Annotated in this window: 15 protein-coding genes; 7 read left to right on the top strand and 8 right to left on the bottom strand. The window is 60.3% G+C overall.

Going from position 1 to position 14492, the window contains the following annotated elements; translation table 11 throughout:
- Positions 1-78 precede the first annotated feature (78 nt).
- The 3 genes from ACYSTU_RS23890 to cysN all read left to right on the top strand — a co-directional run bounded on the left by ACYSTU_RS23890 (position 79) and on the right by cysN (position 3913).
- Positions 79-837: a Nif3-like dinuclear metal center hexameric protein gene (locus ACYSTU_RS23890; protein ID WP_024011629.1), complete on the top strand. Its 759-nt coding sequence runs from the start codon at positions 79-81 to the stop codon at positions 835-837.
- A gap of 250 nt (positions 838-1087) precedes the next feature.
- Entirely contained in the window at positions 1088-2005 is a 918-nt protein-coding gene (gene cysD, locus ACYSTU_RS23885; RefSeq protein WP_016771664.1) for a sulfate adenylyltransferase subunit CysD, read from the top strand.
- 9 nt (positions 2006-2014) lie between these two features.
- Positions 2015-3913, top strand: coding sequence for a sulfate adenylyltransferase subunit CysN (cysN, locus tag ACYSTU_RS23880; protein WP_499001972.1), 1899 nt, complete (start codon positions 2015-2017; stop codon positions 3911-3913).
- 153 nt (positions 3914-4066) lie between these two features.
- Here the strand turns inward: cysN and yihG are convergent, their stop codons facing one another.
- From yihG to ACYSTU_RS23865, 3 genes are read right to left on the bottom strand one after another with little or no spacing between them, the layout of a single operon-like run.
- Positions 4067-4972 (bottom strand): 1-acylglycerol-3-phosphate O-acyltransferase, YihG family, encoded by a 906-nt coding sequence (yihG, locus tag ACYSTU_RS23875; RefSeq protein ID WP_122610824.1) that lies wholly within the window; start codon positions 4970-4972, stop codon positions 4067-4069.
- Positions 4973-7072 carry a phosphate acetyltransferase gene (pta, locus tag ACYSTU_RS23870; protein WP_024011632.1) on the bottom strand — a complete coding sequence of 700 codons (2100 nt, stop codon included), beginning with the start codon at positions 7070-7072 and terminating at the stop codon, positions 4973-4975.
- Between the two features lie 51 nt (positions 7073-7123).
- Positions 7124-7450 (bottom strand): DUF3565 domain-containing protein, encoded by a 327-nt coding sequence (locus ACYSTU_RS23865; RefSeq protein ID WP_073473919.1) that lies wholly within the window; start codon positions 7448-7450, stop codon positions 7124-7126.
- On the opposite strand from ACYSTU_RS23865, the gene ACYSTU_RS23860 reads away from it, so the two are divergent.
- The 3 genes from ACYSTU_RS23860 to ACYSTU_RS23850 all read left to right on the top strand — a co-directional run bounded on the left by ACYSTU_RS23860 (position 7419) and on the right by ACYSTU_RS23850 (position 9769).
- The gene (locus tag ACYSTU_RS23860) at positions 7419-7904 is read left to right on the top strand and encodes an FKBP-type peptidyl-prolyl cis-trans isomerase (protein ID WP_016771661.1); all 486 of its coding nucleotides are present in this window, start codon (positions 7419-7421) and stop codon (positions 7902-7904) included. The genes ACYSTU_RS23865 and ACYSTU_RS23860 overlap by 32 nt on opposite strands.
- Positions 7905-8027: 123 nt before the next feature.
- A complete protein-coding gene (locus ACYSTU_RS23855; protein WP_016771660.1) occupies positions 8028-8510 on the top strand; it encodes a glutathione peroxidase in 483 nt (160 codons plus the stop codon).
- 155 nt (positions 8511-8665) lie between these two features.
- Positions 8666-9769 (top strand): NADH:flavin oxidoreductase, encoded by a 1104-nt coding sequence (locus tag ACYSTU_RS23850; RefSeq protein WP_499001967.1) that lies wholly within the window; start codon positions 8666-8668, stop codon positions 9767-9769.
- A gap of 127 nt (positions 9770-9896) precedes the next feature.
- Here ACYSTU_RS23850 and ACYSTU_RS23845 read toward each other — a convergent pair whose 3' ends face one another.
- Positions 9897-11096: a glycosyltransferase family 4 protein gene (locus ACYSTU_RS23845; RefSeq protein WP_499001964.1), complete on the bottom strand. Its 1200-nt coding sequence runs from the start codon at positions 11094-11096 to the stop codon at positions 9897-9899.
- A 40-nt stretch (positions 11097-11136) separates the two neighbouring features.
- On the bottom strand, positions 11137-11889 hold the full coding sequence (gene cysZ, locus ACYSTU_RS23840) for a sulfate transporter CysZ (protein WP_130887177.1): 753 nt from the start codon (positions 11887-11889) through the stop codon (positions 11137-11139).
- Positions 11890-12201: 312 nt separating this feature from the next.
- Here cysZ and trxB point away from each other — a divergent pair, with 312 nt between their 5' ends.
- On the top strand, positions 12202-13164 hold the full coding sequence (gene trxB, locus ACYSTU_RS23835) for a thioredoxin-disulfide reductase (RefSeq protein WP_016771656.1): 963 nt from the start codon (positions 12202-12204) through the stop codon (positions 13162-13164).
- 195 nt (positions 13165-13359) lie between these two features.
- On the opposite strand, the gene ACYSTU_RS23830 is transcribed toward trxB, so the two are convergent.
- The 3 genes from ACYSTU_RS23830 to folX all read right to left on the bottom strand — a co-directional run bounded on the left by ACYSTU_RS23830 (position 13360) and on the right by folX (position 14454).
- A complete protein-coding gene (locus ACYSTU_RS23830) occupies positions 13360-13698 on the bottom strand; it encodes a HopJ type III effector protein (RefSeq protein WP_122881963.1) in 339 nt (112 codons plus the stop codon).
- Positions 13691-13987 (bottom strand): DUF1244 domain-containing protein, encoded by a 297-nt coding sequence (locus ACYSTU_RS23825; protein WP_016771654.1) that lies wholly within the window; start codon positions 13985-13987, stop codon positions 13691-13693. Before ACYSTU_RS23825 ends, ACYSTU_RS23830 begins: the two co-directional genes overlap by 8 nt.
- Before the next feature lie 95 nt (positions 13988-14082).
- Complete coding sequence (folX, locus tag ACYSTU_RS23820; RefSeq protein ID WP_016771653.1) at positions 14083-14454, bottom strand: dihydroneopterin triphosphate 2'-epimerase; 372 nt, start codon at positions 14452-14454, stop codon at positions 14083-14085.
- Between the last annotated feature and the right edge of the window lie 38 nt (positions 14455-14492).

Below are 14492 nucleotides of genomic sequence, written 5' to 3'. Positions count from 1 at the left end.
GCGAGGTCAGACCGCCCATAATGTCGCGCATTATACGAGGCCGCGCGTGCCTCTGAACGGGATATTTAGGAGTCTTTCATGGCCGTTGCCCTCAGCACCCTCGTCGAAGAAGCCGACCGTTACCTGGGCAGTGCGAAAATTGCCGATTATTGCCCCAACGGATTACAGGTCGAAGGCCGCCCGCAGGTGATGCGCATCGTCAGTGGCGTCACCGCCAGCCAGGCTTTATTGGACGCCGCCGTCGAAGCCGAGGCCGACCTGATCCTGGTCCACCACGGTTATTTCTGGAAAGGCGAAAACCCTTGCGTCACCGGCATGAAACAGCGCCGCTTGAAAACCCTGCTCAAGCACGACATCAGTCTGCTCGCCTATCACCTGCCGCTGGATCTGCACCCGGACGTCGGCAACAACGTGCAACTGGCGCGTCAGCTCGACATCACTGTCGAAGGGCCGCTCGACCCGAGCAATCCGAAAGTCGTCGGGCTGGTCGGCTCGCTGAATGAGCCAATGACTGCGCGGGATTTCGCGCGCAAGGTGCAGGAAGTCATGGGCCGCGAGCCGCTGCTGATCGAAGGCAGCGGCATGATCCGCCGCGTCGGCTGGTGCACCGGCGGTGGACAGGGTTATATCGACCAGGGCGTGGCGGCGGGTGTCGACCTGTTCATCAGTGGCGAGGCCTCCGAGCAGACTTTCCACAGCGCCCGGGAAAACGACATCAGCTTCATCGCCGCTGGCCACCACGCCACCGAACGCTACGGCGTGCAGGCGCTGGGTGAGTATCTGGCGAAGCGCTTTGCCCTTGAGCACATCTTTATCGATTGCCCCAACCCGATCTGAGCTCACCGCAAACTCTTGTGGGAGCGAGCCTGCTCGCGAAGGCGTCAGACCTTCAATACAAAGGTGCCTGACAATCCGCTTTCGCGAGCAGGCTCGCTCCCACATTCGGCCCTGACGGGCCGAACTGGCAGGCATATTCATATACCCTTTCGATCTAGTTGGCGTCCTGATTAGAAGAGGTCGCTGTGCTAGGATTCCTCGCTCGAACACGGCCCGCTGGCCGTTCATAAGAAAGCTTTCGTGAGTAGCCATGGTCGACAAACTGACGCATCTGAAACAGCTGGAGGCGGAAAGCATCCACATCATCCGCGAGGTGGCCGCCGAGTTCGATAACCCGGTGATGCTGTACTCCATCGGTAAAGACTCCGCCGTGATGCTGCACCTGGCACGCAAGGCGTTCTTCCCGGGCAAACTGCCGTTTCCGGTGATGCACGTCGACACCCGCTGGAAATTCCAGGAAATGTACAAGTTCCGCGACAAGATGGTCGAAGACTTGGGCCTGGACCTGATCACCCACATCAACCCCGATGGCGTGGCGCAGAACATCAACCCGTTCACCCACGGCAGCGCCAAACACACCGACATCATGAAAACCGAAGGCCTGAAACAGGCACTCGACAAGCATGGTTTCGATGCCGCGTTCGGCGGCGCCCGTCGCGATGAAGAGAAATCCCGCGCCAAAGAGCGCGTGTACTCGTTCCGCGACAGCAAGCACCGCTGGGACCCGAAAAACCAGCGTCCAGAGCTCTGGAATGTCTACAACGGCAAGGTCAACAAGGGCGAATCCATCCGTGTGTTCCCGTTGTCGAACTGGACCGAGCTGGACATCTGGCAGTACATCTATCTCGAAGGCATCCCGATTGTGCCGCTGTACTTCGCCGCCGAACGCGAAGTGATCGAGAAGAACGGCACGCTGATCATGATCGACGACGAGCGCATCCTCGAGCACCTGTCCGATGAAGACAAAGCGCGCATCGTGAAAAAGAAAGTGCGGTTCCGCACCCTTGGCTGTTACCCGTTGACGGGCGCGGTGGAGTCCGAGGCCGAAAGCCTCACGGACATCATTCAGGAAATGCTCCTGACGCGAACTTCCGAGCGCCAGGGCCGGGTCATCGACCACGATGGCGCAGGCTCGATGGAAGACAAAAAACGTCAAGGCTATTTCTAAGGGGCTGTCATGTCGCACGCATCTGATTTGATCAGCGAGGACATCCTCGCCTACCTGGGCCAGCACGAACGTAAAGAGCTGCTGCGCTTTTTGACTTGCGGTAACGTCGATGACGGCAAGAGCACCCTGATCGGGCGCCTGCTGCACGACTCGAAGATGATCTACGAAGATCACCTCGAAGCGATCACCCGCGATTCGAAGAAATCCGGCACCACCGGTGACGACATCGACCTGGCGTTGCTGGTCGACGGTCTGCAGGCCGAGCGTGAGCAGGGCATCACCATTGATGTCGCCTACCGCTATTTCTCCACCGCCAAGCGCAAATTCATCATCGCCGACACTCCCGGCCATGAGCAGTACACCCGCAACATGGCCACCGGTGCGTCCACCTGTGACCTGGCGATCATTCTGGTCGACGCTCGTTACGGCGTGCAGACCCAGACCCGTCGGCACAGCTTCATCGCGTCCCTGCTGGGGATCAAGCACATCGTCGTCGCTATCAACAAGATGGACCTGAAGGACTTCGACGAAGGCGTGTTCGAGTCGATCAAGGCTGACTACCTGAAGTTCGCCGAAGGCTTGAAGATGAAGCCGACCAGCATGCACTTCGTGCCAATGTCTGCCCTTAAAGGCGACAACGTGGTGAACAAGTCCGAGCGCTCGCCGTGGTACACCGGCCAGTCGCTGATGGAAATCCTCGAGACTGTGGAAGTGGCGGGCGATCGCAACTTCACCGATCTGCGTTTCCCGGTGCAGTACGTCAACCGTCCGAACCTGAATTTCCGTGGTTTCGCCGGCACCCTGGCCAGCGGCATCGTGCACAAGGGCGACGAAGTCGTGGTGCTGCCGTCGGGCAAGAGCAGCCGCGTGAAGTCCATCGTCACCTTCGAAGGTGAGCTGGAACACGCCGGTCCCGGTCAGGCGGTAACGCTGACCATGGAAGACGAAATCGATATCTCCCGTGGCGACCTGTTGGTGCATGCCGACAACGTGCCACCGGTCACCGACAGCTTCGAAGCGATGCTGGTGTGGATGGCTGAAGAGCCGATGCTGCCGGGCAAGAAGTACGACATCAAACGCGCCACCAGTTACGTGCCGGGCTCGATCGCCAGCATCGTCAACAAGGTCGACGTGAACACTCTGGAAGAAGGCCCGGCGAGCGCGTTGCAGCTCAACGAAATCGGCAAGGTGAAGATCGCGCTCGACGCGCCGATCGCCCTCGACGGTTACGAAAGCAACCGCACCACCGGCGCGTTCATCGTCATCGATCGCCTGACCAACGGCACCGTTGGCGCCGGCATGATCGTCGCTCAGCCAGTGGCCCATGGCACCGCCACCCACCACGGCAAATTGGCCCACGTGGCGACCGAAGAACGTGCCCAGCGCTTCGGCCAGCAACCAGCCACCGTGCTGTTCAGCGGCCTGTCCGGTGCGGGCAAAAGCACCCTGGCGTATGCGGTCGAGCGCAAGCTGTTCGACATGGGGCGCGCGGTGTTTGTCCTCGATGGCCAGAACCTGCGTCAGGACCTGAACAAGGGGCTACCGCAGGATCGCGCCGGCCGTACCGAGAACTGGCGTCGAGCCGCGCACGTGGCGCGTCAGTTCAACGAAGCGGGGCTGCTGACCCTGGCCGCGTTCGTCGCGCCGAGTGCCGAAGGTCGCGAGCAGGCCAAGGAACTGATCGGCAAGGATCGCTTGCTGACGGTCTATGTGCAGGCCTCGCCGACTGTGTGCGCCGAACGTGATCCGCAAGGTCTGTACGCCGCTGGCGGCGACAACATCCCGGGCGAATCCTTCCCGTACGATGTGCCGCTCAATGCCGACCTGGTGATCGACACGCAGTCGCTGAGCCTGGAAGAAAGCGTCAAGCAAGTGCTGGAGCTGTTGCGTCAGCGTGGCGCGATCTAAGGTAGAAGCAGCGACAAGCTTCTAGCTGCAAGCGGCAAGAAAAAGCCCGCCGGTGAGTGATCATCGGCGGGCTTTTTTTGGCCGGGTGATCGTTCCCACGCTCCGCGTGGGAACGATCAACTGTGGGAGCGAGCAGGCTCGCTCCCACAGGGGTCAGTGTTTGGGTGGATATTCGCGGTGCATCTGCTCCAGCAACGCATCCTTGTCCAGCCACAGCTGATTGATCCAGCCCTGAAACTGCAAACGGTACTCGCCGTCCTGGTCGTAGTTCTTGCCGATGAAGGCCGGCGGGATTTTGATTTCTTCAAAATGCACCACCACATCGCGCACATTGCCGCAGAGCAAATCCCAGAACCCCGGACGCCCGGCCGGGTAATGAATCGTCACGTTGACGATCGACTCCAGCTGTTCACCCATCGCATCGAGCACAAAGGCGATCCCGCCGGCCTTGGGCTTGAGCAGGTATTTGAACGGTGACTGCTGCTGCGCATGCTTGCCTTCGGTGAAGCGTGTGCCTTCGACGAAGTTGAAAATTCCCACCGGGTTATGGCGGAATTTCGCGCAGGTCTTGCGCGTGGTTTCCAGGTCCTTGCCTTTCTTCTCCGGGTGTTTTTCCAGGTAGGCCTTGGAGTAGCGCTTCATGAACGGAAAGCCCAGCGCCCACCAGGCCAGCCCGATTACCGGCACCCAGATCAGCTCCTGCTTGAGGAAGAACTTCAGCGGCTGAATCTTGCGGTTGAGCACGTATTGCAGCACCAGAATATCCACCCAGCTCTGGTGGTTGCTGGTGATCAGGTACGAGTGCTGATAGTCGAGGCCTTGCAGACCGCTGAGGTGCCAGCGGGTGCGCCGTACCAGATTCATCCAGCCTTTGTTATTGCTGATCCACGCCTCGTGGGTGTGGCTCATCAGCCAACCGGCGATGCGCTGGGTAAAGGCAAACGGCAAAGCCTTGACCAACGCCACGCAGAACAGGAACGAGCACAGCAGAATCGTATTGAGCGCCAACAGCAGCGAGGCGATCACGCCGCGCACGGGTGCGGGTAGAAAATCCAGCATTTACACATCCATAGGTCGGTTGGCGGCTTGAATCGCGGTGAGCGCGATGGTGTAGACGATGTCATCGACTTGCGCGCCGCGCGGCAGGTCGTTCACCGGTTTGCGCAGGCCTTGCAGCATCGGCCCGAGGCTGACGCAATCGGCGCTGCGCTGTACGGCTTTGTGCGTGGTGTTGCCGGTGTTCAGATCGGGGAACACAAACACCGTGGCGCGCCCGGCGACCTGACTGTTCGGCGCCAGTTGCCGCGCCACGTCGGCGTTCGCGGCAGCGTCGTACTGCAACGGGCCGTCGATCAACAGCGAGTTTTGTTGCTCATGAGCGAGCAGAGTCGCCTCGCGGACTTTCTCGACTTCTTCACCGCGCGCCGATTCGCCGCTGGAATAGCTGATCATCGCCACCCGTGGAGTAATGCCGAATGCGGCCGCCGAGTCGGCGCTTTGCAGGGCGATCTCGGCCAGTTCCGCGGCGCTCGGGTGCGGGTTCATCACGCAGTCGCCGTAGACCAGCACTTCTTCCGGGAACAGCATGAAGAACACCGACGACACCAGCGTGCAGCCCGGTGCGGTCTTGATCAGTTGCAGGGCCGGGCGGATGGTGTTGGCGGTGGTGTTGATTACCCCGGAGACCAGGCCGTCGACCTCGTCCAGCGCAAGCATCATGGTGCCGATCACCACGGTGTCTTCCAGTTGTTGCTCGGCCATCGGTGCGTTGAGGCTTTTGCTCTTGCGCAGGGCGACCATCGGCTCGACGTAGCGCTCGCGGATGTGGTCCGGGTCAAGGATTTCCAGACCCGGCGGCAGCACGATGCCTTGCGCGCGGGCGACCGCTTCGACGTCTTCGGGTTTGGCCAGCAATACGCAGCGGGCGATCCCGCGTTCCTGACAGATCGCCGCTGCTTGCACGGTGAACGGCTCGCTGCCTTCGGGCAACACGATGCGCTTGTTCGCCGCTTGCGCGCGCTGGATCAATTGATAGCGGAACACCGCCGGTGACAGGCGCATCTCCCGAGGCGTGCCGCAGCGCTGGTGCAGCCAGTTGGCGTCGAGGTGGCTGGCGACGAAATCGGTGATGATCTCCGCGCGCTCGCGGTCATCGATCGGGATTTCCTTGTTCAGGCCATTGAGCAGGTTGGCGGTGTCGTACGAGCCGGTGCTCACCGACAACACCGGCAGACCGGCCTGCAACGCGCCCCGGCACAGATCCATGATGCGCGGGTCGGGCAGGGTGTCACTGGTCAGCAGCAGGCCGGCCAGCGGCACGCCGTTGATTGCTGCGAGGCTGACGGCGAGGATGATGTCGTCGCGATCACCCGGCGTCACCACCAGCACGCCGGGTTTGAGCAGCTCGACGGTGTTGCGCATGGTTCGTGCGCAAATGATGATTTTGCTCATGCGCCGGGTTTCGTAGTCGCCCGCGTTGAGCACTTGCGCGCCCATCAGGTCGGCGACGTCGCGGGTGCGTGGCGCATTGAGTTCCGGCTGAAACGGGATGCAGCCAAGCAAGCGGAAATCACCGCTGCGCAGCAACGGCGAATGTTCCTTCAGACGCGTGGCGAAGGCGTCCATGCTCTCGTCGGTCTTGACCTTGTTGAGGATCACGCCGAGGACTTTCGGATCTTTCGGGCCACCGAACAATTGAGCCTGAAGCTCGACACGGCCAGAAAGCTCGGCGAGCACTTCGTTTTCCGGCGCCGAGACCAGAATCACCTCGGCATCCAGACTCTTGGCCAAGTGCAGATTGACCCGCGCGGCGTAACTGGCGCTGCGGGTCGGCACCATGCCTTCGACCACCAGCACGTCTTTGCCGACCGCCGCTTGCTGATACAAGGCGATGATTTCTTCGAGCAGTTCGTCGAGCTGACCGTCGCCGAGCATGCGTTCGACGTGCGCCAGTCCCAACGGTTGTGGCGGTTTCAGGCCATGGGTGCGCGCCACCAGTTCGGTGGAACGTTCAGGGCCGGTGTCGCCGGGATGCGGCTGGGCGATCGGTTTGAAGAAGCCGACTTTGAGGCCGGCGCGTTCAAGCGTGCGCACCAGCCCGAGGCTGATGGAGGTCAGACCCACGCCAAAATCGGTGGGGGCGATAAAAAAAGTTTGCATGGGAATTCTCTATGCAAGGGTGTCAGCCTATGTCTGGCCGACTACCGAAATTCAGTCGCCAAGGTTAGCGCTAACCGAGCCTTGTGCACACCAACCGCAGGCAAAGGGTTGACCTGTTTTTTCAATACGTTGCGCCGGATCCAGGACCCAGGCGCGGGTTTGCCACGGCGGCTGGTGGCGCAGGTGCTGGGTGTGGCCACAGGAAAGCTCGACCACCCAATGGCCATCTTCGTCCTGATGGAAGCCGGTGATGGTCGAAACCCGTTTGTCCGGGTTGTGGTCGCTTTCACGCGATTGCTTCGCTAAACTTGGCCTTTCTATATTCTTATGCAAAAGGTCTCGCCCCATGCTGATCGCCGCCAATAAGGCTGTCTCCATCGACTATACCCTGACCAACGACGCTGGTGAGGTCATCGACAGCTCCGCCGGCGGCGCTCCGCTGGTTTACCTGCAAGGCGCAGGCAACATCATCCCGGGCCTGGAAAAAGCCCTTGAAGGCAAAGCTGTCGGCGACGAGCTGAAAGTAGCCGTTGAGCCGGAAGATGCTTACGGTGAATACGCCGCTGAACTGGTCAGCACCCTGAGCCGCAGCATGTTCGAAGGCGTTGACGAGCTGGAAGTCGGCATGCAGTTCCACGCTTCGGCTCCGGACGGCCAGATGCAGATCGTCACCATCCGTGATCTGGACGGCGACGACGTCACCGTTGATGGCAACCACCCTCTGGCCGGTCAGCGCCTGAACTTCGAAGTGAAGATCGTTGACATTCGTGACGCCAGCCAGGAAGAAATCGCTCATGGTCACGTCCATGGCGAAGGTGGCCATCACCACTGATTTTCTGCGCTAAGCTTCGAGTACTGGAGAGGCGCCTGTGGGCGCCTTTTTAGTCCGCGGCTGTCCTTGGTGGCCTCGCCAAGTGGCTGTTTCGAGTAGAACACGAGAATCCTGGAGTTCGGCATGAGTGCTTTTCACGACCTTAAGTTGACAGCCCTGGATGGTCAGGAGCTACCGCTGGCGCCGTTCAAGGGCCAAGTCGTGCTGGTGGTCAACGTGGCCTCCAAATGCGGCTTGACCCCTCAGTACGCGGCACTGGAAAACCTCTACCAGCAATACAAAGATAAAGGCTTTGCTGTGCTGGGCCTGCCGTGCAACCAGTTTGCCGGTCAGGAGCCAGGCTCGGAGAAAGAGATCCAGGAGTTCTGCAGCCTCAACTATGGCGTGACCTTTCCGTTGTCGAGCAAGCTCGAAGTCAACGGCCACGAGCGGCATCAGTTGTATCGCCTGCTGGCGGGCGAGGGCGCCGAATTTCCCGGTGACATCACCTGGAACTTCGAAAAGTTTCTGCTCGGCAAGGATGGCCGGGTACTGGCGCGGTTCTCGCCGCGCACGGCGCCGGATGATCCGACAGTGATTGCCGCGATCGAAAAAGCCTTAGCCTGAATCAGAAAATCGCAGCATTGAGCTGCGATTTTTTTTGCCTGCCTTTTGACCCTTAATCATTCAGATCAATAGTGCTGTCACGCAAAGGACGTGGCGGATATTATCGCCGTCATATCGATTCATGCCTGTCGCCAACGTTTTCGTGGAGCCTCTCGATGCCTGTTCAAGCCCTGTTCAAACCGTTCCATCTCGGTGCCCTCGAACTGCCGACCCGCGTGGTCATGGCGCCAATGACCCGTTCGTTTTCGCCGGGCGGTGTGCCGAATTCCAAAGTCATTGAGTACTATCGCCGTCGTGCGGCCGCCGGGGTTGGTCTGATCATCACCGAAGGCACCACCGTCGGCCACATCGCGTCCAACGGCTATCCTAACGTGCCGCAATTTTTCGGTGACGCGCCGCTCGCCGGCTGGAAAAAAGTCGTCGACGCCGTGCACGCCGAGGGCGGCAAGATCGTCCCGCAACTGTGGCATGTCGGCAGCGTACGTCGCCTCGGCACCGAGCCGGACGCCAGCGTGCCGGGCTACGGTCCGTCGGAAAAACTCAAGGACGGTCAGGTCGTTGTTCACGGCATGACCAAGCAGGACATCCAGGACGTGATCGCTGCGTTTGCCCAGGCTGCCAAAGATGCGCAAAGCATCGGCATGGACGGTGTGGAAATCCATGGCGCCCACGGCTATCTGATCGACCAGTTCTTCTGGGAAGGCAGCAACCAGCGCAGCGACGAATACGGTGGCAGCCTGGCCAACCGTTCGCGTTTTGCCATCGAATTGATTCAAGCAGTGCGCGCGGCTGTCGGTGAGGGTTTCCCGATCATCTTCCGCTTCTCGCAATGGAAGCAGCAGGATTACACCGCGCGTCTGGTACAAACCCCCGAAGCGCTGGGCGAGTTTCTCAAGCCGCTGTCCGACGCTGGCGTGGACATTTTCCACTGCTCGACCCGACGCTTCTGGGAGCCGGAGTTCGACGGTTCGGATCTGAACCTTGCTGGCTGGACCCGCAAGCTGACCGGCAAACCGACCATCACCGTGGGCAGCGTCGGCTTGGACGGCGAGTTCCTGCAGTTCATGGTCAACACCGATAAAGTTGCGCAACCGGCCAGTCTGGAAAACCTGCTGGAGCGTCTGAACAAAGAAGAGTTTGACCTGGTAGCAGTGGGCCGCGCGCTGCTGGTCGATCCGGACTGGGCGCAGAAAGTCCGTGAAGGGCGTGAGCAGGACATTCTGCCGTTCAGTCGTGAGGCGTTGATGTCGCTGGTTTAAGCTGCGCCAGTTCGAACCATTCGCGAGCAGGCTCGCTCCCACCTTCGACCGCATTCCGTCTGAAAGAATGCAGTACCCAGGTGGGAGCGAGCCTGCTCGCGAAAGCTGTTTCTATGTCGCCGAGAATCTAAGGTTGTGTCTGCGCCCCAGGCAATACCAGCTCCCCCACACAAGCCCCACGCAAATACCCCTCGAACTGCTCGATAATCGCCGCCCAGCCCTGGCGACTGCCATGCTGCCGCGCATTCAGCCGTACACAGCGTAACCGCTCATCCTCCTCCAGCAACCATGCCGCCGCCTCGCAAAATGCCTGCTCATCGCCGGGCATGGCTGACACGCCGTTGTAGCCGTGGCGAATATGCTGCGCCGCCGCTGCCTGATCATAGGCAACAACGCCGAGTCCCGAAGCCAGGGCTTCCAGCACCACATTGCCGAAGGTTTCGGTCAGGCTGGGAAATACGAACAGATCTCCTGAGGCGTAGTGCGCCGCCAGTGCTTCTCCCCGTTGCGCGCCGCAGAAGATCGCCTCCGGCAGTTCTTTTTCCAGCGCCGAACGCTGCGGGCCATCTCCGACCACGATCAGCTTCAGATGGCGCTGTGGATAAGTTTCGCGCAGACCTTCAAAGCAGCGTTTGAGCAGGCCAAGATTTTTCTCCGGGGCGAGCCTTCCTACGTGGATGACCGCGATATCCGTCTCAGAGAGTCCCCATTGCTCACGCAACGCGCTCTGACGTTTGCTCGGATGAAACAACTGGCTGTCCACACCCCGCGACAACAACGCCAGCCGCTCGAAATGCCGCCGCTCTAGTTCCAGGCGCTGACTGACGCTCGGCACCAGAGTCATTGCCGAACGATTGTGAAACCAGCGCAGGTAATGAGTGAGCATCCGCGTCAGCAGACCGAGGCCGTACTGGCTGGTGTATTGCTGGAAGTTGGTGTGAAAACCGCTCACCACCGCAATCCCCAGGCGCCGTGCGGCGCGCAGTGCCGACAATCCGAGCGGGCCTTCCGTGGCGATGTACAGCACATCCGGGCGCTGGCGTTTCCAGCGGCGCAGCAGTTTATGCATCGACGACTGGCCCCATTGCAGTCCCGGATAGCCCGGTAGTGGCCATCCGCGACACAGCAACAGTGCATCGTCTTCGCTGCGTTGCGGATCGGTGGCCTGGCGCGGGCGCACGAGCTCTACCTGATGCCCACGTGTGCGCAAACCCTCGCACAAGCGGCCAAGGGTATTGGCCACGCCGTTGATTTCCGGTGGGAAGGTTTCGCTGATGAGGGTGATATGTAGAGCTGTCGTCATGACCTCAGTGTCGGCTGAGGCCATGTCGAGCTTGTTACGGTCGGATGATGGATTTGTGACGCGATCAGTGTTGGATCACCAGATTTTCGGCACCACGCTCGCGCACCCAGAACAACGTCGCCCCGGCTACCGCCGCCGGCATCATCAGGATGTTGACCACCGGAATCAGCAGCACCAGATAGACGATCCCGCCAAAGCTCATGCTCTGCCAGCGCTTTTGCCGCAGCCAGGCCAGCATCTCGTTCCAGCCGAGTTTGTGGTTGTCCGCCGGGTAGTCGATGTACTGGATGGCCATCATCCACACGCCGAATAGCAGCCATAACGGCGCGGCGACGATATTTACCACCGGGATGAACGACAGGATGAACAGGCCGATGGCGCGCGGCAGGAAGTAGCCGAGCTTGCGCATTTCCCGGGTGAGGGTGCGCGGGATCATCGCGATCAGTTCGCCCCAGCTGAACGCCGGGAAATCATCAGTGCCGCGCACCACCACTTCGACTTTTTCCGCAAGGAAGCCGTTGAACGGTGCGGCAATGATGTTGGCGAGCATGGTGAAGGTGAAAAACACCATCAAGGCCACTAGGACCACGAACAATGGCCAGAGGATATAGCTGAGGAAACTCAGCCATTCAGGCAACGACGGCATCAGCGTGTCGACCCACAGGCTGAACTGGTGGCCGGCCAGATAGATCAATCCGACGAACAGCACCAGATTGATCGCCAGCGGCAACAACACGAACAGGCGCAGGCCAGGGCTCAGGACCAGTTTGAGGCCTTCGCGCAGGTATTGCGGGCCGGACAGAACAGGGGCGGGCATAAGGTGCTCCGAAGCAAGGGAAAACGCGCCGACGTTACCGGCTTTGCCCTAGCGGCGAAAGCGCGGCAGAGCAATCGACATTCACTGTAACAAAGAGGTCTATCTCGTCAGCGTCTCGGCATAGAGACCACCTATGAGCTGGATTGTTAAACCGTATTTCCTTAATCTTGCCCCCCTCGATACGCTGCACCCAACTTTTTACAGGACTGTCGAGTTCAAGCCTTCCCCAAGGTGTCCACGGTCCTTTTTTATTCCGCCGGCCGTCCGGCGTCCGCGCCAGATTTTTCATGGCCGGCCAACAGGAGCAGATTCATGTCTGAAGTCCGTCATTCGCGAGTGATCATTCTCGGTTCCGGCCCCGCCGGCTACAGCGCTGCGGTCTACGCGGCCCGCGCCAACCTCAAGCCACTGCTGATCACCGGCATGCAGGCCGGCGGTCAACTGACTACCACCACCGAAGTCGACAACTGGCCGGGTGATGTTCATGGTCTGACCGGCCCGGTGCTGATGGAGCGCATGCGCGAGCACGCCGAGCGTTTCGAGACCGAGATCGTATTCGATCACATCAACGCCGTGGACTTCGCTGCCAAGCCATACACCCTGACCGGCGACAGCGCCGTCTATACCTGCGATGCACTGATCATCGCCACCGGTGCCAGCGCCCGCTACCTGGGCCTACCGTCGGAAGAAGCGTTCATGGGCAAAGGCGTGTCGGCCTGCGCGACCTGCGACGGTTTCTTCTACCGCAACAAGCCGGTCGCTGTGGTTGGCGGTGGCAACACCGCTGTCGAAGAAGCGCTGTACCTGGCCAACATCGCCAGCACCGTGACTCTGATTCACCGTCGCGAAACCTTCCGCGCCGAGAAGATCCTGATCGACAAGCTCAACGCCCGTGTGGCTGAAGGCAAGATTATCCTCAAGTTGAACGCCAACCTGGACGAAGTCCTCGGCGACAACATGGGCGTCACCGGTGCGCGTCTGCGCAATAACGATGGCAGCTTCGACGAAATCAAAGTCGACGGCGTGTTCATCGCCATCGGCCACACTCCGAACACTTCGCTGTTCGAAGGCCAGTTGACGCTGAAAGACGGTTATCTGGTTGTGCAGGGCGGCCGTGAAGGCAATGCGACTGCCACCAGCGTCGAAGGCATCTTCGCTGCCGGTGACGTGGCTGACCACGTTTACCGTCAGGCCATCACCTCGGCCGGCGCCGGCTGCATGGCGGCACTGGACACCGAGCGCTACCTGGACGGCCTGCAGAACGCCACGTTCTAAGTCCGCAGGGCACAAAAAAAACCGGCCAGAGATTGGCCGGTTTTTTTGTGCACGCTCTTCCTGCTCCAACGCAATTCGATCGTTCCCACGCTCTGCGTGGGAATGCAGCCCGAGACGCTCTGCGTCCCAAAGCGGACGCAGAGCGTCCAATGAGGCATTCCCACGCGGAGCGTGGGAACGATCCGAATCCCGTTGTTAGCGACGGGTCAGGGGTTGTGCGGTGAATTCAACCCCGGCCAGGCCGTGCTTGATCAACGCGCGGATATTGCTGTGATCGCTGCCCTCAGGCGTCGCCAGCACCGAACGGTAATGCTCGCCGAACGCCAGCAGCGCTTCTTCATCACTCAGACCCTCAAGCAATGCCAGGCCCAGTGTCTTGCACGAACCTTCGTTCTGCCCGGCAGCGTTTTCCACGCCGCCGTTGTTGAATGCTTGCGGCTGGTAGTCGTAACCGGCGGCGATGAACGCCAGGGTGTCGGCGAAAACATGCTCGCCACTCTTGAGCCTGGCGCGCAGGGTGTTCAGATCAGTCATTGGGTTTTCCTTTGGCAAACGCTGCTTGCTGCGCGGCGCTGGCTTCTTGCTGGTATTGGGCTTTCCACTCGGCGTAGGGCATGCCGTACACCACTTCGCGGGCGTCATCGAGGCTGACCTCGATCTGGCGTTGATCGGCTTCGGCCTTGTACCACTTCGACAGGCAGTTGCGGCAGAACCCGGCAAGGTTCATCAAGTCGATGTTCTGCACGTCCTTGCGGCTGTCGAGGTGAGCGACCAGTCGGCGAAAGGCGGCGGCTTCGAGTTCCAGGCGTTGTTGATCAGTCATGGGGGTCTCTTCGAGACAGCTTTGAGCGGCAAGCTTCAAGCTGCAAGATGGGTGTCTGTGAGCAAAGTTTACAGCTTGCGGCTTGAGGCTTGAAGCTAGCGACTCGCCGCGAGCGTAATCGATACCGACTCGGCGAAGCGCAGCGCGTGCGGTTTGTCGACTTCGACTTCGGCGTACAGCACCGATGCATTGGTCATCACCAGGTCGAGCAATTCCTGGGTCAGGCGTTCGAGCAGGGCGAAGCGGTTACCTTCGACGTGGGCGATGATCGCTTTGGTGATGGTGCGGTAATTCAGCGCGTGGTCGATGTCGTTGTCACGCACCGCCTCCTGCGCCGCGTACAGAATGGTCAGGTTGATCAGCACATCCTGCTTGTTGAGGATTTCGTCCTCGTTGATGCCGATAAAGGTGCGCAGGCGCAGATCCTTGACCCGGATGCGCGCCATCCCCGGTTGAAGTTGTGGCATTGATTTGCTCCGTCCAGTCTATTGCAGGCGTTCTGGTG

The organism is Pseudomonas glycinis (genome assembly GCF_054871425.1).
The sequence above is the reverse complement of the archived record's forward strand: the minus strand, read 5'-3'. Positions and strand labels throughout refer to the sequence as shown.